This window comes from Candidatus Solirubrobacter pratensis (assembly GCF_000425945.1).
Lineage (GTDB): Bacteria > Actinomycetota > Thermoleophilia > Solirubrobacterales > Solirubrobacteraceae > Solirubrobacter > Solirubrobacter pratensis.
The window spans coordinates 32449-50701 of the sequence record NZ_KE384480.1; the positions used below are offsets into that span (position 1 = coordinate 32449).

13 protein-coding genes and 2 pseudogenes are annotated in these 18253 nt (G+C 72.6%); 6 read left to right on the forward strand and 9 right to left on the reverse strand.

Features of this window, described 5'->3' with window-relative positions; genetic code table 11:
- Positions 1–76: 76 nt before the first annotated feature.
- Both H958_RS44005 and H958_RS40115 read right to left on the reverse strand, forming a co-directional pair.
- Positions 77–1339, reverse strand: coding sequence for a HAMP domain-containing sensor histidine kinase (locus H958_RS44005; RefSeq protein WP_051324772.1), 1263 nt, complete (start codon positions 1337–1339; stop codon positions 77–79).
- Positions 1336–1979, reverse strand: a pseudogene (locus H958_RS40115) (response regulator transcription factor). The gene H958_RS44005 and the pseudogene H958_RS40115 overlap by 4 nt, the downstream one beginning before the upstream one ends.
- 99 nt (positions 1980–2078) lie before the next feature.
- On the opposite strand from H958_RS40115, the gene H958_RS0124635 reads away from it, so the two are divergent.
- Positions 2079–2813, forward strand: a complete 735-nt coding sequence (locus tag H958_RS0124635; RefSeq protein WP_028060593.1) for a DUF2231 domain-containing protein — start codon at positions 2079–2081, stop codon at positions 2811–2813.
- Positions 2814–2828: 15 nt separating this feature from the next.
- Here the strand turns inward: H958_RS0124635 and H958_RS0124640 are convergent, their stop codons facing one another.
- From H958_RS0124640 to H958_RS0124650, 3 genes are read right to left on the reverse strand one after another with little or no spacing between them, the layout of a single operon-like run.
- A complete protein-coding gene (locus H958_RS0124640) occupies positions 2829–3092 on the reverse strand; it encodes a DUF1918 domain-containing protein (protein WP_028060594.1) in 264 nt (87 codons plus the stop codon).
- Positions 3093–3117: 25 nt separating this feature from the next.
- Positions 3118–3492: a response regulator gene (locus tag H958_RS0124645; RefSeq protein ID WP_028060595.1), complete on the reverse strand. Its 375-nt coding sequence runs from the start codon at positions 3490–3492 to the stop codon at positions 3118–3120.
- Positions 3489–3701: a DUF2188 domain-containing protein gene (locus H958_RS0124650; protein ID WP_028060596.1), complete on the reverse strand. Its 213-nt coding sequence runs from the start codon at positions 3699–3701 to the stop codon at positions 3489–3491. Before H958_RS0124650 ends, H958_RS0124645 begins: the two co-directional genes overlap by 4 nt.
- A gap of 223 nt (positions 3702–3924) precedes the next feature.
- Between H958_RS0124650 and H958_RS49230 the strand changes: the two are divergent.
- Positions 3925–6293 (forward strand): annotated as a pseudogene (locus tag H958_RS49230) (phosphoketolase family protein).
- Between the two features lie 3 nt (positions 6294–6296).
- Here H958_RS49230 and H958_RS0124660 read toward each other — a convergent pair.
- Entirely contained in the window at positions 6297–7460 is a 1164-nt protein-coding gene (locus H958_RS0124660; RefSeq protein WP_028060597.1) for an acetate/propionate family kinase, read from the reverse strand.
- Positions 7461–7532: 72 nt separating this feature from the next.
- Between H958_RS0124660 and H958_RS0124665 the strand changes: the two genes are divergently transcribed.
- Positions 7533–9209 carry a GAF domain-containing sensor histidine kinase gene (locus H958_RS0124665; RefSeq protein ID WP_028060598.1) on the forward strand — a complete coding sequence of 559 codons (1677 nt, stop codon included), beginning with the start codon at positions 7533–7535 and terminating at the stop codon, positions 9207–9209.
- 30 nt (positions 9210–9239) lie between these two features.
- Here H958_RS0124665 and H958_RS40125 read toward each other — a convergent pair whose 3' ends face one another.
- Positions 9240–10151 carry a universal stress protein gene (locus tag H958_RS40125; RefSeq protein ID WP_051324773.1) on the reverse strand — a complete coding sequence of 304 codons (912 nt, stop codon included), beginning with the start codon at positions 10149–10151 and terminating at the stop codon, positions 9240–9242.
- Between the two features lie 111 nt (positions 10152–10262).
- On the reverse strand, positions 10263–11360 hold the full coding sequence (locus H958_RS0124675; RefSeq protein WP_028060599.1) for an FAD-dependent oxidoreductase: 1098 nt from the start codon (positions 11358–11360) through the stop codon (positions 10263–10265).
- Positions 11361–11576: 216 nt separating this feature from the next.
- Here H958_RS0124675 and H958_RS0124680 point away from each other — a divergent pair, with 216 nt between their 5' ends.
- The 3 genes from H958_RS0124680 to H958_RS44010 all read left to right on the forward strand — a co-directional run bounded on the left by H958_RS0124680 (position 11577) and on the right by H958_RS44010 (position 13610).
- A complete protein-coding gene (locus H958_RS0124680) occupies positions 11577–12767 on the forward strand; it encodes an NAD(P)/FAD-dependent oxidoreductase (RefSeq protein WP_028060600.1) in 1191 nt (396 codons plus the stop codon).
- Positions 12768–12941: 174 nt separating this feature from the next.
- Positions 12942–13178, forward strand: a complete 237-nt coding sequence (locus tag H958_RS0124690) for a DUF6920 family protein (protein ID WP_156028262.1) — start codon at positions 12942–12944, stop codon at positions 13176–13178.
- A gap of 48 nt (positions 13179–13226) precedes the next feature.
- Entirely contained in the window at positions 13227–13610 is a 384-nt protein-coding gene (locus tag H958_RS44010; protein ID WP_051324774.1) for a cupin domain-containing protein, read from the forward strand.
- A 29-nt stretch (positions 13611–13639) separates the two neighbouring features.
- Here H958_RS44010 and H958_RS0124700 read toward each other — a convergent pair whose 3' ends face one another.
- Complete coding sequence (locus H958_RS0124700; protein ID WP_028060602.1) at positions 13640–18250, reverse strand: beta-propeller fold lactonase family protein; 4611 nt, start codon at positions 18248–18250, stop codon at positions 13640–13642.
- Positions 18251–18253: the final 3 nt, after the last annotated feature.

Sequence of the window (18253 nt, forward strand, 5' to 3'; positions counted from 1 at the left end):
TTGACTGCAGTAGCTTGGAACACGCAGCCATTCCAGACGCAATCAGTCACTGCTGCATCCGGAGTCGGGCACGCGGTCAGTGCGGCTTTCCCGCACGCTGAGCGGCAGCTGTCCGCGGCTCGGGGATGACGATCTCGAACCGCGCCGGGCGCGCTCGGGCGAGGATCAGGCGCCCGCCGTCGGCCTCCACCAGCGCACGCGCGAGCGGGAGCCCGAGCCCGGTCGAGCCCGCGGTCGAGACGTGGTGCTCGAAGATCGACTGCTCGAGGCCTTCGGCCACGCCGGCGCCGGCATCCTCGACGGCGAGCACCCGGCGCCCGTCGACGAGCCGGGCGTGGAGGTGGGTCGTTCCCGCTCCGTGGGCGATCGCGTTCTCGAGCAGGACATCGAGCGCCTGGGCGACGCCTCCGGGGCTGACTCGCGCGGGCAGCGGCTCGTCCACCCGGATGCTCAGAGCTCGGCCGGCGCGCGCATAGACCGGCTGCCAGCCGGTCGCGTGCTCGCGTGCAAGATCGGCGAGGTCGACGTCACGCGGCCGCCCGATGTCGCCCGCGCGTGCCAGCTCGAGCAGGTCGGCCACGGTCCGCTCCAGGCGGTCCGCGACGCGTAAGGCCGCCTCGAGCTGCGCCTGCACGGCGGGCGGATGGTCGAGCGCCGCCAGCGAGTCGAGCCGCAGGCGCATGGCCGTCAGCGGCGTGCGCAGCTGATGGGAGACGTTGGCAGCGAACTCGCGCTGTCGTCCGACCAGCTGGGCGATCTGGACGGCGGCCGCGTCGAGCGTCGCCGCGACGTGATCGAGCTCGGGCAGGTCCAGCCTCCCGGTGCGCGCCGAGAAGTCGCCGGCGCCGAGGCGCGCCGACGTGGCGACGAGCTGCCCGAGCGGGCGAGTGAAGCGGCGCGCCTGCAGGACCGCGAGGCCGGCTGCCGCCGCGGTCCCGACCACGGCGAGGCCACCGACCAGCAGCCACACCTGGCGGCGCCGCTGGGTGACCTCGCCGGCGGAGGCGAACACCGTGACGCGCACGCCCTGCGTGGCGCCTGAGCGCGAAGACAGGACGCCTCCCCTGGGGACCCGCCCGACGTCGATCCGCCTTCCTCCGGCGACGATCACTGCCGCGTGCCCCGGCCGCAACCAGGGCGAGAGCATCGTCGCATCGATACCGCGCGCAGCGGCCGCGCGATCGTCGACGGCCGCGGCGATTCCGTCGGCTTCTCGCTCCAGGCGTCCCAGCGCGTCGGTGCGGGCTCGCGCGCTCTCGACGATGCCGAGCGGGATGCCGAGCACGAGGATCGCCGCGAGCGCGATCAGCGCGGTCGTCGCGATCAGCCGCCGCCTCATCGGCGCTCGAAGCGGAACCCGATCCGTCGGACGGTCGAGATCAGCGGCGGGTCTCCGAGCTTGCGCCGCAGCCACGACATGTGCATGTCCAGCGTCTTCGTGGAGCCGAACCAGTTGACGTCCCAGACCACGTCCATGATGCGCTCGCGCGCGAGTGCGTTTCCCGCCTCGCGAACGAGCAGCGCGAGCAGATCGAACTCCTTGGGCGACAAGTCGAGCTCGCGCTCGCCCCGCCATGCCCGGCGGGAGGACTCGTCGACGCGGACGTCAGCCGCGGTCAGCTCCGAGGGAGCGCTGCGCCGCAGCATGGCGCGCACGCGCGCCAGCAGCACCGCGAGCCGGAACGGCTTGGTGACGTAGTCGTCGGCTCCCGCGTCGAGGCCGGCGATCGTCTCGAGCTCGCCGTCCCGGGCGGTCAGCATGAGATCGGCAGTTGGGGGCGCAGCTCACGCGCTTGGCGGCACACCTCGAGGCCATCGATGCCGGGCAGGCCGATATCGAGGATGATCAGGTCTGGAGGCGCCTCGAGCACCGCGTCCAGCGCGATGCTTCCGTCGCCCGCGGTCGCCACGTCGTAGCCCTCGCCGGTCAGCGCCTCCGCGATGTCTTGGTCGTCCTCGAGGAGCAGTACGTGAGCCACGGCTCGATGCTACGAGGCCGCGGGCGCGCGAGGTGGTCACGCGCTCCGAGCCGAGCCCCCTTTGCCGAACCATTACCCGGCACCGGGCACCCTGCGGCGATGCCGCATCTCTCGGAGCTTCACGGGGCGGCGACGCACCTTGCGGTCGTCGCGGTCCCGGTCTACCTGCTGATCCTGCTCGTCCGCCGGGCCGGCCGCGGCGGCGCTTCGCTGGCCGCGGCTGAACCGTGGGTGGTCGGAGCCGCGGTCGCGGGCGTCGGGCTCGCCGGGATCACCGGCCTGCTCGTCTGGGGGCAGGCGCAGACGACGCTGCGCGGAAGCAGCTTCCGCATCGGCACGATCCACTTCTGGCTCGGCATCGCGCTCGCCGTCACCATCGTCGCGATCGCCGCGTGGCGCCGCGTGCGCGTGGCAGCCGACCGTCACACGCATGGTCCGGAGCTGATCGCCGGCGGGGTGCTCGCGCTCGCCGCGGTGCTCACGCAGGGGTACATCGGCGGCCGCATGACCTATAACCACGGCGTCGGGGTCGACTCCGCCGGCCAGTACGCGCAGAGCGCCTCCGGCGCGGCGCGGCTCGACGTGGCGCTCGCCCGCGGCACCGATCCCGCGAAGGCGGGGAGCCAGGCGTTCTCCGTCAGCGGCCTGGGATGCGCGTCATGCCACGGCGATCGCGCCCAGGGGCTGCGCGGCCCGCGGCTGGCGGGCGGCGTCGAGCTCGGCGACTTCCGCCACGTCCACGCTCACGGCCTGTTCCCGCCGAGCGTCGTCACCGACGCCGACTTCGCCGCGATCGACGCCTGGCTGCGGACGCTCCCGCGCGGCCGGGGTTGACCACCGCGTCCGGTCTCAGAGGATGGTCCGCCTGCCCCATCGCGGTGCTCGCCGCACCGCACCTCGATCGGCCATCACCGCGCTTGACGGCTCCAGGATCCGCGTCCCCTCGACGGGATAGTGGATCGACTCGTAGTCGTCCGTCCACCGAACGCGGTAGTGCTCATGCCGTGGACCGCCGAGCACCTCGACGATCTGTCCGCGGCGGGGCAGGCCTTGGCCGGGCTGTGCGACTTCCAGCCAGTCGCCGCTGCGCCCGGGTGCTTCGTCGACGGTCATGGTCATCGAATCCGGCGAAGCGCGGTCATCGCGTCTGCAACAGCGCGGGCAGCTGTTCGCCGGCGCGATCCTTGGCGATCCAGGCCTCGGCGCCGAGGTGCTGTGCTCTGGTGGCGAATGCGGGATCGTCGTCGACGCCGAGCACGAGGATTCGCAGCTCCGGCGCCTGGCGCTCCAGGTCGGCGAGGGCGCGACCGCCGTCGCGCAGGAGGCGATCGTCGATCACCAGGACGTCGGCGCGCGCCAGGCGCAGCGCAGCAGCCAGCTCCGCACGCTCGGCGACCTCACCGGCGAGCACGACGCCGGTCATGGAGCTGAGCACGCCGGCGAGCGCGCGCCGGCCGGCGCCTTCGTAATCGGCGAGCAGCACGCGGACGTCAATGTCCTGGGAGGACGTCACTGCCTGCGCACGGCGGCGCGGCGAACGCGCCCGTAGCGGTCATGGATGACGATCTGCCGATGGCCGGCGCGATCGGCTAGTCGCCGCGCAGCCTGCTCGGCCTCGGTCTCGCTGCCATGCTCGGACAGCGGGCGCTCATCGCCTTCGCGGCGCAGGTGCCAGCTCCCGAGCCGGTGCGGGACGACGTGGAGGGGAGGGGCGGAAGTCATGCCCGGATGATTGCCGCCCGCCGGCCGCCGCCCATCCGTGGAAGCCCGCAGCCTCGCCGCGGCCTGACCGCGCTCTTCCGCTCCCGGGCTGCGCCCGCCGGCGCTACCGGCGCGGACGAGCTTCGGCCGCCGCTTGACGCATGAGCCCGGTCCGTGTTAAGCCGCAATGGTGCGCGGCCTTCCACGGTTCGAGTGCGCCGCGCCGGAGACGAGGCTTGACGAGATAACCGTGACCGCCCGACTGCCGCGCCCGCTCTCGGAGACCGACCTGTCGGCGCTCGACGCGTACTGGCGCGCCGCCAACTACCTGTCCGTGGGCCAGATCTACCTGCGCGAGAACCCGCTGCTGCGCGAGCCGTTGCGGCTCGAGCACGTCAAGCCGCGGCTGCTCGGCCACTGGGGCACCACGCCCGGGCTGAACCTGCTCTACGCGCACATGAACCGCGCGATCCGGCGTCGCCACCTGAACGCGCTGTTCGTGACCGGTCCTGGTCACGGCGGACCGGGCCTGGTGGCGAACACGTGGCTGGAGGGCAGCTACAGCGAGCTCTACCCGAGCGTGTCGCGCGACGAGCGGGGGATGCGGGAGCTGTTCCGCCAGTTCTCCTATCCGGGCGGAATCCCGAGCCATGTCGCGCCGGAGACGCCGGGTTCGATCCACGAGGGCGGCGAGCTCGGCTACGCGCTCGTGCACGCCTACGGCGCGGCGTTCGACAATCCGGAGCTGCTGGTCCTGTGCGTGGTCGGCGACGGCGAGGCGGAGACCGGGCCGCTCGCGGCGAGCTGGCACTCGAACAAGTTCCTCGACCCGGCGCGCGACGGGGCGGTCCTACCGGTGCTGCACCTCAACGGCTACAAGATCGCCAACCCGACGGTGCTCGCGCGGATCGGCGACGGCGAGCTGCGCGAGCTGCTGCGCGGCTATGGCCACGAGCCGCTGTTCGTCGAGGGCGACGAGCCGGCCGAGGTGCACCAGGCGCTCGCAGCGGCGCTGGACTCCGCGCTCGACGAGATCGCCGCCATCCAGAGGCGGGCTCGCGAAGGCGATCGCTCGCGCCCGCGGTGGCCGATGCTGGTGCTGCGCACTCCCAAGGGCTGGACCGGCCCGCGCGAGGTCGACGGCATCCCCGTCGAAGGGACGTTCCGCGCGCATCAGGTTCCGCTCGCGGGGCTGGCGGAGCGCCCCGATCACCTGGCCGCGCTTGAGGCGTGGATGCGCTCCTACCGGCCCGAAGAGCTGTTCGACAAGCACGGCGCGCCGCGCTCCGAGCTGACCGCGCTGGCTCCGCCGGGGAGCGGCGCATGGGCGCGATCCCGCAATCCAACGGCGGCGTCCTGTTGCGCGACCTGCGACTGCCCGACTTCCGCGACTACGCCGTCGCGGTGGACGCGCCAGCGGCGGGCACCAGCGAGCCGACGCGCGTGCTCGGCGCCTGGCTGCGCGACGTCATGCGCGCGAACCCCGAGACGTTCCGGCTCTTCGGGCCTGACGAGACCGCGTCCAACCGGCTGGCCGCCGTGTTCGAGGCGACCGACCGCGCATGGATGGCCGAGACGCGCCCGGGCGACGACCACCTCGCGCCCGACGGGCGCGTGATGGAGGTGCTCAGCGAGCACCTGTGCCAGGGCTGGCTGGAGGGCTACCTGCTGACCGGCCGGCACGGGCTGTTCAATTGCTACGAGGCGTTCATCCACATCGTCGACTCGATGTTCAACCAGCACGCGAAGTGGTTGAAGGTCACCCGCGGGATCCCGTGGCGGCGGCCGATCGCGTCGCTGAACTACCTCCTCTCCTCGCACGTCTGGCGGCAAGATCACAACGGCTTCTCACACCAGGACCCCGGCTTCATCGACCACGTGGTCAACAAGAAGGCCGAGATCGTCCGCGTCTACCTGCCGCCGGACGCCAATTGCCTGCTGTCGGTCGCCGACCACTGCCTGCGCTCGCGCCACTACGTCAACGTGATCGTGGCGGGCAAGCAGCCGTCGCTCGACTACCTCTCGATGGAGGACGCGATCGCGCACTGCACGCGTGGGATCGGCATCTGGGAGTGGGCGTCCAACGACGCCGGCGGCGAGCCCGACGTCGTGCTCGGCTGCGCGGGCGACGTCCCCACGCTCGAGACGCTCGCGGCCGCCACGCTGCTGCGCGAGCACAGGCCCGAGCTCAAGGTCCGCGTCGTCAACGTCATCGACCTGATGCGCCTGCAGGACGAGCGCGAGCACCCGCACGGCCTGTCCGACAGCCAGTTCAACGCCCTGTTCACCCTCGACCGGCCGGTGATCTTCGCCTACCACGGCTACCCCTGGCTGATCCACCGCCTCACCTATAGGAGGGCGAACCACCGCAACATCCACGTGCGCGGCTACAAGGAGGAGGGCACGACCACGACGCCGTTCGACATGGTCATGCTCAACGACATGGACCGCTTCCACCTCGTCATGGACGTCATCGACCGGGTTCCCCGGCTCGGCCCGCGAGCGGCGCACCTGCGCCAGCGGATGGTCGACGAGCGCCTGCGCCACCGCGAGTACACACGCGCGCACGGCGACGATCCGGCCGAGGTCAAGGACTGGGTCTGGCCGCGGTAGGCGCTACGCCGACGTCAGCCGCGCCGCCTGGAGCGCCATCTCGAGCTCCTCGTCGGTCGGGATGACGAGTACGGCGATCTCGGCGCCAGGCGGCGAGATGGTTCGCTCATGCGCGGCGTTGCGCGCGTCGTCGACCCGGATGCCGAGGGCCGCCAGGCCGGCGAGCGAGCGCGCGCGGACGACAGCGTCATGCTCGCCGACGCCGGCGGTGAAGACGATCGCGTCGGCGCCGCCGAGCGCAGCCAGGTACGCGCCGACGTACCTGCGGATGCGGTAGCAGTAGACGTCGAGCGCAAGCTCGGCGCGCGCGTCGCCGGCCGCGATCCTCCGGTGGACCTCGCGCATGTCGCTCACGCCGGCGAGCGCGAGCAGTCCGCTGCCCGAGTTGAGCCGCTCGTCGACGTCGTGCGCCGACAGGCCGGACACGCGCTCGAGGTACTCGACGAGCGCGGGATCCACGTCGCCGGAGCGCGTGCCCATGACCAGGCCCTCGAGCGGCGTCAGCCCCATCGACGTATCCACGCTCCGCCCGCCCGCGACGGCCGTTGCGCTGGCACCGTTGCCGAGATGCAGCACGATCAGGCGCAGCTCCTCCGGCGGCCGGCCGATGACGCGCGCGGCTTCGCGCGCGACGTACGCCACCGACGTCCCGTGGAAGCCGTAGCGACGGACGCCCCATTCGCGCGGCACCGCGTACGTGAACGCCCGCGGCGGCAGCGTGTGATGGAACGCGGTGTCGAAGACGGCGACATGCGGTACGCCGGGGAGCGCGCGGCGGGCGACGTCGATCACGTCCGCGTCGATGCCGTTGTGCAGGGGCGCGAGCGTGCCGAGGGCGCGGATCTGCACGACCACCCCGTCGTCGATCGCCACCGGCCCCGTGAAGCTCGTCCCTCCGTGGACGACGCGATGCGCGACGGCGAGCAGCGCGCGGCCGGACAGCGGCGGGTCGAACGCGCCGAGCGCCGCGCCGGCGGCGGCCGCGTGATCGCCGATCCCCAGCTCGCGCGACCGCTCGCCGCGCTCGTCGCGGTGCACGAAGCGGCTCGCGGACGAGCCGATGCGCTCGATCGATCCGGAGGCGACGTCGGCCCGCTCGGCGACGTCGACGAGGCGGTACTTGAGCGACGAGGAGCCGCAATTGAGGACCAGGACCGGGCGGCGCACGCGTCCGCAGTTTGCCGCACGTGCGTCGCCGCGGACGGTCCCGAGGGCGGATCTGTAGCGTTGGCATCAGGCATGGATGAGCAACGGCTCCGACGGCTTCTCGATGTCGGCCGGTCGCTGATCTCCGAGCTGGAGCCCGAGACGGTGCTCCAGCGCCTTCTGGAGGTTGCGCGCGAGCTGACCGGATCGAGTTACGCCGCGATCGGAGTCCTGGACGAGCGCCGCGAGCGCCTCGAACGGTTCCTCACCGTCGGCATCGACGAGGAGACGCACCGCCAGATCGGCGATCTCCCGCGCGGACGCGGCGTGTTGGGAGTCCTGATCGACGATCCCAGGCCGCTGCGCCTGGCCGACGTAGGCGCCCACCCGCGCTCGTACGGGTTCCCGCTCGCGCATCCGGCGATGACGTCCTTCCTCGGGGTGCCGATCCTGATCGAGGGGGAGGCCTGGGGCAACCTCTACCTGACCGAGAAGGCCGAAGGCCAGGAGTTCACCGACGACGACGAGGAGGCGGCGATCGTGCTGGCCGGCTGGGCGGCGATCGCGATCTCCAATGCGCGGTTGTACCGCACTGTCAGCGAGCGACGCGACGAGCTCGAGCGGGCGATCCGGGGCCTGGAGACGATGACCGAGATCAGCCGGGCGCTCGGCGGCGTGACCGACCTGGAGCGGGTCCTGGAGCTCGTCGCCAAGCGCTCGCGCGCGCTGATCGACGCGCGCGCGGCCGAGATCGCGCTCGTCGACGGCGACGAGTTCGTGATCGCGGCGGTGGCCGGCGAGGGTGTCGAGCGCCTTAGGAGCCGGCGCGTGCCGATCGCGAACTCGGTCGCCGCGGCGGCGATCAAGACCGGGAAGGCACAGCGCTTCTCCGAGCTGCCGCCCGAGACGCTCGCGGCGCGCGAGCTCGGCGCCCGCACCGCGATCGTGGCGCCGATGCTGTTCCGCAATCGCCCGGTCGGGTTCCTGGTGGTCCTGGACCGGATGGGCGCCGACCGGCCCTTCGGAGAGGATGACGAGCGCCTGCTGGAGGCGTTCGCGGCCAGCGCGGCCACCGCGGTGGCGACGGCGCAGATGGCGGGCGACGAGGCGCTCCGGCGAAGCATCGAGGCCTCGGAGGCCGAGCGCAGACGCTGGGCCCGCGAGCTGCACGACGACACGCTCCAGCACTTGGCGGGGCTCCGCGTCCTGCTCTCAGGCGCCCGCCGCAGCGGCGATCCGGACCGCATAACGTTCGCGATCGGCGAGGCGATCGAGCTCCTGACCGACGGCATCGCGAGCCTCCGCGCGCTCATCACGGACCTCAGGCCTGCCGCGCTCGACGAGCTCGGCACCAAGGCGGCGCTCGAGACGCTGGCAGCCCGCGTCGCGGAGCAGTCGGGCCTCGAGGTCGAACTCGACGTCAGGCTTGCGTTCGACAGCGGAGAGGCCGCCGCGCGTCACCTCACCGAGATCGAGTCGACGACCTACCGGCTCGTCCAGGAGGGCCTCACGAACGTGGTCAAGCATGCGGACGCCACGCGCGTCGAGATCCGCGTCTTCGATGTCGCGGACGCGGTTGAGATCATGCTCCGCGACGACGGGCGCGGCTTCGAGCCGCATGCCGACGGCGGCGGCTTCGGCCTGATCGGGATGCGCGAGCGGGTTGCGCTCGTCCAAGGCACGCTCGAAGTCGAATCGGCTCCCGGCGAGGGGACGACGCTGCGGGCGCGGATCCCGGCGCGGCGTCGCGGTCACGGTCACACGGCCTGACGCGACACGCGCTCACCCGTGCTCGAGTCCTCAGACGCGTGCGGCGGCGGCAGCCCCGAACAGCTCGCGGAGCGGCGCCTGCACGCCGCGCGGGACGACGATCACGGGGCACTGCGCCTCGCGCACCACGCGCCCGCTCACGCCGCCGGCCAGGACGGCGTGCACCGGACCGTAGCCGCGCGATCCCATCACCATCAGATCGACGTTCCCGCTGCGGGCGGCGATCTGGTCGGCGGGGTCGCCGGAGAGCCGGATGGTCTCGCCGTGGACGTCCGCCGGCAGGCCCTTCACGACAGCGTCGAGGCTCTTCTGCACGTGCTCCTCGATGTCCTCGCGCAGGGTGTCGTAGCTCGGGCCGCCCATCAGCGCCGGCGCGCCGTAGTCGTCGGCTGCGACGACGCCGATCACCTCGAGCTCGGCGCCGACCGCGCGGGCCGCCTCGGCGGCGGCCGGTGCCTCGTCGGTGGCGTTGTAGGCGACGCCGATGCGGCGGATCGCCGGGTGGGTGGTCGTGCAGTAGCCGTTGGGGACGACGGCCACGGCGCACGGAGCCCCGTGCAGCAGTCGCTCGGCCGTGGAGCCGGGCAGCACGCGGCCGGCCCGGCCCGTGTGGGTGGAGCCGACGACGATGATCGACGCCTGCTCGGCCTCGGCGAGGTCGGTGAGCGCGTGGGCGACCGAAGGGTTGGCGACCGTCGCCGTGCGGACGCGCTCGAGCGGGACGTCTGACAGCAGCTCGGCCATCCGGCGCGCGGTCCGGCTCGCCTCGGTCTTCAGTGCCTCGCGATAGGTGACGTTGGAGGCTCGAGTCGGGATGTCGCTGTACAGGAACGCGCACGCGAGGATGACCTGACCGCTCGCGGCGCCGGCCAGCCGGCGGGCGAACGCGACGGCGTCCTCGGAGCGCGCCGAGTCATCGACGCCGATCAGGATGGTGCTCACGTGGTCCTCCTTGGTGGTCCCGGTGGTTCACCGGAGCATCGGCTCGCCGAGCGGCCGCGGAGTGACCGCCTGCCCCGAGCGGGCTCCAGTACAGATACATGGCGCGCGCCGTCATGCCGCGCGCCCGCCCGCGATGTAACCGGACAGGTAGCGGCCGACGATCTTCTCGTCGGGCCACCACAGCGGCGAGCGCGACGTCTGCGGCGGCGCGTAGCGCAGCGGGCGAGCGAGGGCGTCGTCGCCGGTCAGGTCCTTGCGCATGTACAGCGGCGCCTCGCCGGTGAGGAGCAGGCCCCGCAGCACCGGCCGGTACGGGCGCGGGTCGTTGCCGGCTCCGGCCTCGGCGGCGATCCGCTCCGCCGCGGCGTCGGCCTGCTGCGTAGCGAGCCCGCCCTGCTTGATCGGCCCGGCGGTCCCGTCGCCGGCGGCGAAGACACCAGGGACGCCGACGACGCGGGCGTGCTCGTCGATCTCGAGGAATCCCTCGGGCAGGCCGGCGATGGCGCGCGGCTCGGGGCGGGGGAGGGCGATGACGGCGTCTGCGGTGATCAGGCGGCCGTCGTGGGTCACGACGGCGTCGCCCAGCACCGAGTCGGCGACGGTATCGCCGAGGAACTCGATGCCGGCGCGATCGAGCAGCCGTGCGACGGCGTCGGACGCCGTCCGGCCGAAGATGTCGAGTGGCCGCGGCTCATGGGTGACGACCATCAGCTCGGGTCCGCCTCGCCGCTCATGGGCGGCGAGCAGCGCGAGCTCGTAGATCGGGAGCGCCCAGGCGGACTCGGCGGGTAGCGCGAACACCACCCGGCCCTTGGCGTCGCGCAGCGCGCCCTCGACCGCGCCGGCGCTGACCGGGCCGCGGAACAGCGTGGCGCCGTGCACCGCTTCGACCGACCGGGCGCCGGTGGCGACGATCAGGCGGTCGTAGGAGAGCCGGCCGCCGTCGGTGGTGCGGGCCTCGCGGCGGTCCGCGGCGACCGCGGCGAGCGCGCCGCGGTGATGGGTGATCGGGACGCGATCGAACGAGATCTGCGGCGCCGGCTCGCCGCTGAACGGCGATCGCACGGATTCGGGGCGGTGTGGGAACTGCGTTCCCGGGGCGAGCAACTCGACCGCGACGCGGTCGCCGGCGAGCGCGCGCAGCGCGAGGACGGCTTCGAGGGCGGCGACGCCGCCGCCGGCGATCAGGACGCGCATCGGGTCGGACATCGGACGGCGAGGCGCTGGAGCGCGAGTGCGGCGTCGACGGCGGCGGGACCGCCACCCGCGATCGCGACGTGCCTGGCTTCGGTCATGACCGCACCGTATGGCCGCGACGGCGTCCCGCCATCCGGGACTTACCGACCGGCGCAGGTGGGTTTTCCACGAGCGCGACGGGTCGTCGTCCCGGAGGCCACGACCCGCATGCGGACCTAGCGTTGCCGCATGCCCACCAACGTCCTCATCGCCGGTGGCGGCCCCGCGGCGCTCGAAGCCGCGCTCAGGCTCCATCGTCTGGCCGGCGACCGCGTCTCCACGACTGTGCTGGCTCCGAACTCCGACTTCACCTACCGTCCGCTCAGCGTCCTGGAGCCGTTCGCGGCCGGCGGCGCCTGGACCTACCCGCTCGCCCGCGTCGCGGCCGACGCCGGGTTCGCCCACGAGCGCGGCACGCTCGCCCGTGTCGACGCCGCTTCTCACGTCGTGGAGACCACCGACGGCGCGCAGATCGCCTACGACGTCCTGCTCGTCGCGTCCGGCGGCGTGCCTGTCCGCCCGTATGCCCGGGCGACCGTCTTCACCGGCTCGGCGGCCGACGCCGAGGCGGTCCACGGGCTCGTCCAGGACGTCGAGGGCGGCTACACGCGCAAGATCGCGTTCGTCGCGCCGCCGGGCGGCACGTGGCCGCTGCCGCTGTACGAGCTCGCGCTGATGCTGGCCGAGCGGGCGTACGAGCTCGGCATCCGGGTGGAGCTGCACCTCGTGACCCCGGAGGAGGCACCGCTCGGCGTCTTCGGGCTCGATGCCGCGCGCGAGGTCGAGGCGCTCCTGCGCGACGCCGGCATCGCCCTGCACACCTCCGCGCCCGTCGACAGCGTCGACGATGGGCACATCGCGCTCGTCGGCGAGGAGCTGGAGGTGCAGCGCGTGGTGACGCTCCCGCGGCTCGAAGGCCCGTCGATCGACGGCCTTCCCGCCGATCCCTCCGGCTTCCTCGTCGTGGACGTCCATGGGCGCGTCACCGGCGTGCCGGACGTCTACGCCGCCGGCGACGCCACCGCGTTCGCGATCAAGCAGGGCGGTCTCGCCTGCCAGCAGGCGGACGCCGCCGCGGCGCAGATCGCCGCCGGCGCCGGGGCCGACGTAGACGCCGAGCCGTTCGTGCCGGTCCTGCGCGGCATGCTGCTGACCGAGCGCTGGGCACGCTTCCTGCGTCGCGACGAGGCCGCCGGCGACGAGCACGCGGACGTCGCCGGCCACGCGTTGTGGTGGCCGCCGACGAAGATCGCCGGCCGCGAGCTCGCCGGGTACCTCGAAGGCATCGACGAAGAGCTCGGGCGCGTGCGCGGGCGTCCGGTCCAAGCGAGCCTGGGCATCGACGCGCGCAGCATCGAGGTGCTGAGCCTCCACTCGTGATCCCCGCACCGGACACTCTCGGCGAGCAGGCGGGCCGCCGTCGCGGTCGCCCCATCGGTGGAACGCCGTCATGAGCGCCTCCGATATTCCGCGGGCGCTCGATGATCCGGTCCGCCGCTACTTCGCGCACGCGGTCGCGCAGAGGCCGACGACGTGGTCGTAGCGGCGTGGAACGTGCCGCCGGAACGCCCGGAGGTCCGGATCGAGATCGACGCTGAAGGTTCGATCCGCTCGGTGAGCGCGCTGCGCTGGCGCGGCGAGCGCGGGTACGTGCCCTGCGGCTGCCGCGTGCTCGCGGAGCGCCGCTTCGGCGACTACGTCGTGCCGTCGCGCCTGGCTGTCGGCTGGTGGTTCGGGACGCCCCGCTATGCGCCGTTCTTCGAGGCCGAGATCCTGTCGGCCGCGACGTGAAGCGCGGCATGCCGCAGGAACATGGCGCCTGCCGTAGGATCGCGGCTGATGCGGTACGCGAAGAAGAACCTTCGTGACGTCCAGGACTCGGCCGTGCGACACGGGCTCTCGGCCACTCAGGAGGCGCGCTTTCCGCGGGAAGACCTGGGCGCCCAACAGACGGGGATGAACTTCCTCGTCATCAAGCCCGGACAACGCGAGGCCTTCGCCCATCGCCACGGCACCGCAGAGGAGATCTACGTGGTGCTCGCCGGCACCGGGCGCGTCAAGCTCGACGATGAGCTCGTGGCGCTGACCCCGCTTGACGCAGTCCGCGTCAGCCCAGGCGTCGCTCGATCCTTCGAAGCCGGCCCCGACGGGCTCGAAGTCCTGGTCTTCGGACCGCACGTCGAATCCGACGCGGAGATCGTCGGCGACTTCTGGAGCGAGTAGAGCCCGCGGCGGTGAGGGCGCACCGTGCTCTACGTGAGGTTCACCTGGACCGACCCCACGATCGTGAGCCACTCCTGCTCGAAGCCGTCCTCCACCAGGCCGGACGGGTAGACGTCCGCGCGGATCGCGCCGACGAGCGGATCCTGGACGAGGCCCACCTGCGCTCGCGAGGACGAGCCGGCCGCCGGCGTGATGTTCGCGCCTTTGGGCATCGGCGTCGCGCCCGCCCAGTAGCTCACCGACATCGTCGCGGTGTAGTTGTTGGAGCCCGTCCAGTCGATCGGCGTGAGGTAGGTCTCGCCGATCGAGGTGATCGGCGTCTTGGGCACCGACACGCTCCCCTGTGGCGTCGGCCCGGTGATCGAGAAGGCGAAGTACCCGTCCGTCGGGACGTTGTTGAACTGCAGCCCGCACTTGAACAGCCCGCCGACCGGCGGCCCCTGCAGCGGCATGTCCAGGACCCAGCTCTGCCCCTGCGTCGTCGCCTGCTCGACCGTGTTCTTCCAGCCCATGTTCGGCGTGGTCTGCACGAACGTCGCGAGGTCATTCCAGGTGCCAAGGCTGCCGATGCCGGCGCGCGGATCGGTCGCCGGCTGGCTCAGCGGCGGGTTCTCGACCCAGGCGATCATGCAGTAGTGGCCTGAGACCGGGACGGCGTTCCAGATGAACGGCGGGTAGGTGAAGTCGATCTCGTTCAGCGCGGCCGACGGGACCTCGACGTAACCCACCGCGGGGTAGGTGTTCGCCGCCGCGATGCCCGCGTTCAGCCAGCTCGGCGGCCACAGCATCAGTGAGGGGTCGCCGCCGCCGTTGACGTAGTACAGCCACACGCGCGAGCGGTTGGCCCCGTTGGTCGCGTTGAGCCCGCGGACGTAGACGTAGTTGTCGATCGGCTGCTGGCCTCCGCCCGCCGCGATGTAGACCGTGCTGGGGGAGTCGTTGCCGTAGCCCCCGACGAGCGTGGTCTGGGGATCGGGCAGCGGCTGCTGCCCCGCGAACCAGATGTCCGGGCACGTCGTCCACGCGCCCGTCGTGTTCCCGCTCTGCGGCGTCTGGCCGACGTAGTCGCGCAGGAACAGCCCCTGATACGGCGCGGACCCGAGGCCGGCGGCGGGCGCCAGCTCGGCCGCGACGACGGTCGGGTGGGGGACGTGGCGGAGGGCGCCCGACGCGGCGGCCTGGACCTGGGCGACGACGCCGAGGTTGCCGCTGACGATGTTCGTGGTGAAGATGCGCGACCCGTCGGCGGCCACGGCGATGCCGTTCGGCCACTCCACGCCGCCGTTCCACTGGATCGTCTGCACGAGCCGCAGGGACGCCGCGTCGAACACCCGCACCCCGGCTGCCACGGCGTCGGTCGCGAGCACGCGCGTGCCGTCGGGCGAGACGACCAGCTCGCCCAGCGACGTGTACGCGTTCGCCGGCAGGATGACGCTCTGCAGCGCGAGCGTGGCCGTGTCCACGACGGCGAGGCTGCCGTTGTTGGACATGCCCTCGCACGCGATGTAGAGGCCGGTGCCGTCCGGCGAGAGCGCGGTGGCGACCGGCAGGCTTCCGACGGCGACGGGGCTGCCGCTCAGCGCGTAGCTGTCGTCGTTGCCGCGCGCGACGACGAGCAAGTTCCCGCTCACCTCGTCGGTGACGTAGGCCTTCGAGCCGTCCGGGGCGGCGGCGAGCGTCACGGCCGAGCCGGGCGATCCGGTCAGCAGCTTGACGGTGCCGAGCGCTGTGCCCATCGGCGGGGAGCCCGCGAGCGCGTAGACGACCAGCTCGTAGGCGCGGCTCGCCGACGCGGTCAGCACGAACAAGGTGGTGCCGTCGCTCGAGACGGCGAGGCCGGTGGGAAGCCCGTCGGTCTCGGCGGAGAGGTCGATCGTGCCCGTGGCCGTCCACGACGCGGTGCTGAGGATCGTCACGCTCGCATGCGTGTCGTCGGCGAGGAACCCGGTCGCCGCGGCCGCGTCCGGGTGGTGGACGAAGTCGACGACCGGCGTGCTCGCGAGCTCCGGCGTGACGACCTCCGAGGCGACGTCGTAGACGAACAGCCCGGTCGACGGGTGGCCCGGCGAGAACGTCTCGCGGGCCGAATGCCACGCGACGACCTTGGTGTCGTCCGGGGACACGGCGACGTCCGTCGGCTGCCCGCCGATCGCCGGCGGGGCCTGGCCGGTCTGGTACTCGGCGAGCGTGACCACCGCCAGCCCGCCGCCGCCGCCCGTCCCGACCAGCACCAGCCCGCCGTCGGGCGTCGCCGCGATCGCGCCCGGGCTCGAGCCGACCTGTATGCCGGCCTCCAGCAGCGTGCACTGCGAGGGCGTGGAGCCGGCGGAGAGCAGCGAGACGGTGCCGTCGCCCTGGTTGGTGACGACGGCGTAGGCGCCGCCCGGCAGCAGCGCGAGCTGCTGCGGCGCGTTGCCGACCGTCAGCGTCGCGCGCGGCGCCTGTGGGTGGATGGCGTTGAGCGCGACGACCGCGTTGGCCGTCGGGCACGCGACGAGCACGACGTCGCCGTCCGCCGTGACGGCGACGTCCTGCGCCGCGCTCAGGCCGGTGATCGAGTCGACGACCGAATGCCGGCCGTTCGGGCCGCGGCCGATCACCGTCACGGTCGAGGACCCCGAGTTGGCGACGAACAGCTGCGCGCCCGAGGGCATCACCGCGACGCCGCGCGGTGCCACGCCGACCGTCAGGTTGTCGACGACGACGGGCGTGCCCGCCGTCGAGAGCACGACGAGCTTGCCGGGCTGCGAGCCGCCGTCGACGGTGACGTACAGGTAGGCGCCGTCGGGGGACAGCGCGACCCGCTGCGGCGCGCCGCCCACCGTCGTCGTGGAGCGCGTCGTGAATCCGTACTGCGGCACGGCGCCGGTCGCCGTGACGTCGAGCGCGGACACGGTCCCGTCGCCCGAGTTCGCCACGTAGAGGATGCTGCCGTCGCTCGAGAATGCCATGCCGGCGGGCGACGCGCCGACAGGGATGGTCCCACTGACCGGTTGGTAGACCATCGTGTCGACCGCGCTCACCGTCCTGCCGTCGGACGCCAGGATGAAGCTCGCGTTCGGCGGCGCCGCGAGGTACGCGGCGGCGACCGCCCTGGGCTGCACCTGCGGCGCGAAGGCCGACACGATGATGCTGCGCTCGACCGCCGGGCCCTCCGACTGCCCGAGCGGCACGAGCGTGAACATCTGCGGCCCGGAGATCGGCTTGCTGACGGTCCCGATCGCGCCGTACTGGTCCGGGTCCGGGTCGCCCGTCGAGGAGACCAGCTGCAGCTTGTCGTTGGTGTTGACGTTCCAGCTGAGGGCGACGTCGCGCGGCAGGTCCCCGGCGTACACCGCGCGCGGCGAGGCGCCGAAGGAGTTGATCACCGGCTGCACGACCGCCGTCGTGTTGGCCAGCGCGATGTTGCCGGCGCTGGCGAGGTACGTGCCCTCGGCGGTCAGGCTGATCGGCGTCGTGTCGGTGATGACCGCCGGGTAGCTCGTCTTGCCGGTCACGTTCACGTCGAACGGCGCGAGCGTCATCGTGCCCGCGTTCTCGGCCTGCCAGGAGACCGTGACCGCCGCGGAGCCGTCGGCCAGCACGGTCGGATTCGGCTTGACGCTGAGCGCGCCGATGCTCACGTGCGCGTGCTTGGTCATCGGCAGCGTGAAGACGCCGTCCGCGTAGCCGGTGAGGCCCGTGTAGGAGATCAGCGCGACGGTCGGGCCCGGCTGGAAGGTCGTCACCAAGTCGTTGGCGAGGATGCCGACGGTGGCGAGCGGACCGGTGCCGACGATCGGGTGTTTCGGCGGCGGACGCAGTGTCCACGACGGGCTCTGCTGGGAGCGGTTGGCGGTGATCTTCCACGCGCCCGCGTTGACGCCGCTGACGACCTCGAACGGCGGCTTGACCTCGTCGGTCGTGCACAGCGCGCCGTAGCCCGACGGATCGCTGGAGTAGACGAAGCTGAGCGTGAACTGGGTCTCGGCGCCGGCGACCACCGGCCGGCCGCGCGGGCCGGCGTAGAACGCGAACGCGAGCTGGTTGGCGACCGGGTCGTACGCCGGGATGCTGTTGACCACGTCGGGCGTCGCGAGCTCGACCAGCAGGTCCTGGCTGAGCGCCTCGCCGCCGTCGGGCGGCGTGGCGAGCGCGACGCTGAAGTTCGACGGGAACGGCAGGCTGCCGATCGTGATCCCCGCGACGCGGAAGGCCGTGACGGTCAGCGATGCGCTCGCGCCCGTCGCCTGCGGGTCCGCGAGCGCGCCGATATGCAGCTCGATCGAGTCCGAAGGCCCGATCGTGACGTCGGCCTCGGGCGTCATGCCGATCAGCTGGTCGTCCGGGAACGCGACCATCGTCCAGTCCGACGGCGTGGGCGAGATCGCCGCGAACTCCGCCGCGGTGAGGTTCAGCGGCGTGAGGTCGAGGTACAGCAGCGACCCGGTCGCGGTTGGAGCCTGCGGCTTGTCGACCACGTGCGGCGCCGGGCTGAAGGTCGCGCTCGCCGTCGTCGCGATCTTCAGCGTGAGGTCGTTGTCCGACGCGGTGCCGGTCACGTAGATCGTGCTCGGCGCCCCGGCGCTGTCGATCTCGAACACCAGCTGCGGGTAGGCGGTCTGCGACACGAGCGTCGGGTCGGCGGTCTGCACGGTCATGGT

Excerpts from the sequence above, each read along its gene's own strand:
- H958_RS44005 (WP_051324772.1), bottom strand. The coding sequence starts at position 1,339 with ATGAGGCGGCGGCTGATCGCGACGACCGCGCTGATCGCGCTCGCGGCG.
- H958_RS0124635 (WP_028060593.1), top strand. The coding sequence starts at position 2,079 with ATGCCGCATCTCTCGGAGCTTCACGGGGCGGCGACGCACCTTGCGGTC.
- H958_RS0124640 (WP_028060594.1), bottom strand. The coding sequence starts at position 3,092 with ATGACCGTCGACGAAGCACCCGGGCGCAGCGGCGACTGGCTGGAAGTC.
- H958_RS0124650 (WP_028060596.1), bottom strand. The coding sequence starts at position 3,701 with ATGACTTCCGCCCCTCCCCTCCACGTCGTCCCGCACCGGCTCGGGAGC.
- H958_RS0124665 (WP_028060598.1), top strand. The coding sequence starts at position 7,533 with ATGGATGAGCAACGGCTCCGACGGCTTCTCGATGTCGGCCGGTCGCTG.
- H958_RS0124675 (WP_028060599.1), bottom strand. The coding sequence starts at position 11,360 with ATGTCCGACCCGATGCGCGTCCTGATCGCCGGCGGCGGCGTCGCCGCC.
- H958_RS0124680 (WP_028060600.1), top strand. The coding sequence starts at position 11,577 with ATGCCCACCAACGTCCTCATCGCCGGTGGCGGCCCCGCGGCGCTCGAA.
- H958_RS44010 (WP_051324774.1), top strand. The coding sequence starts at position 13,227 with ATGCGGTACGCGAAGAAGAACCTTCGTGACGTCCAGGACTCGGCCGTG.
- H958_RS0124700 (WP_028060602.1), bottom strand. The coding sequence starts at position 18,250 with ATGACCGTGCAGACCGCCGACCCGACGCTCGTGTCGCAGACCGCCTAC.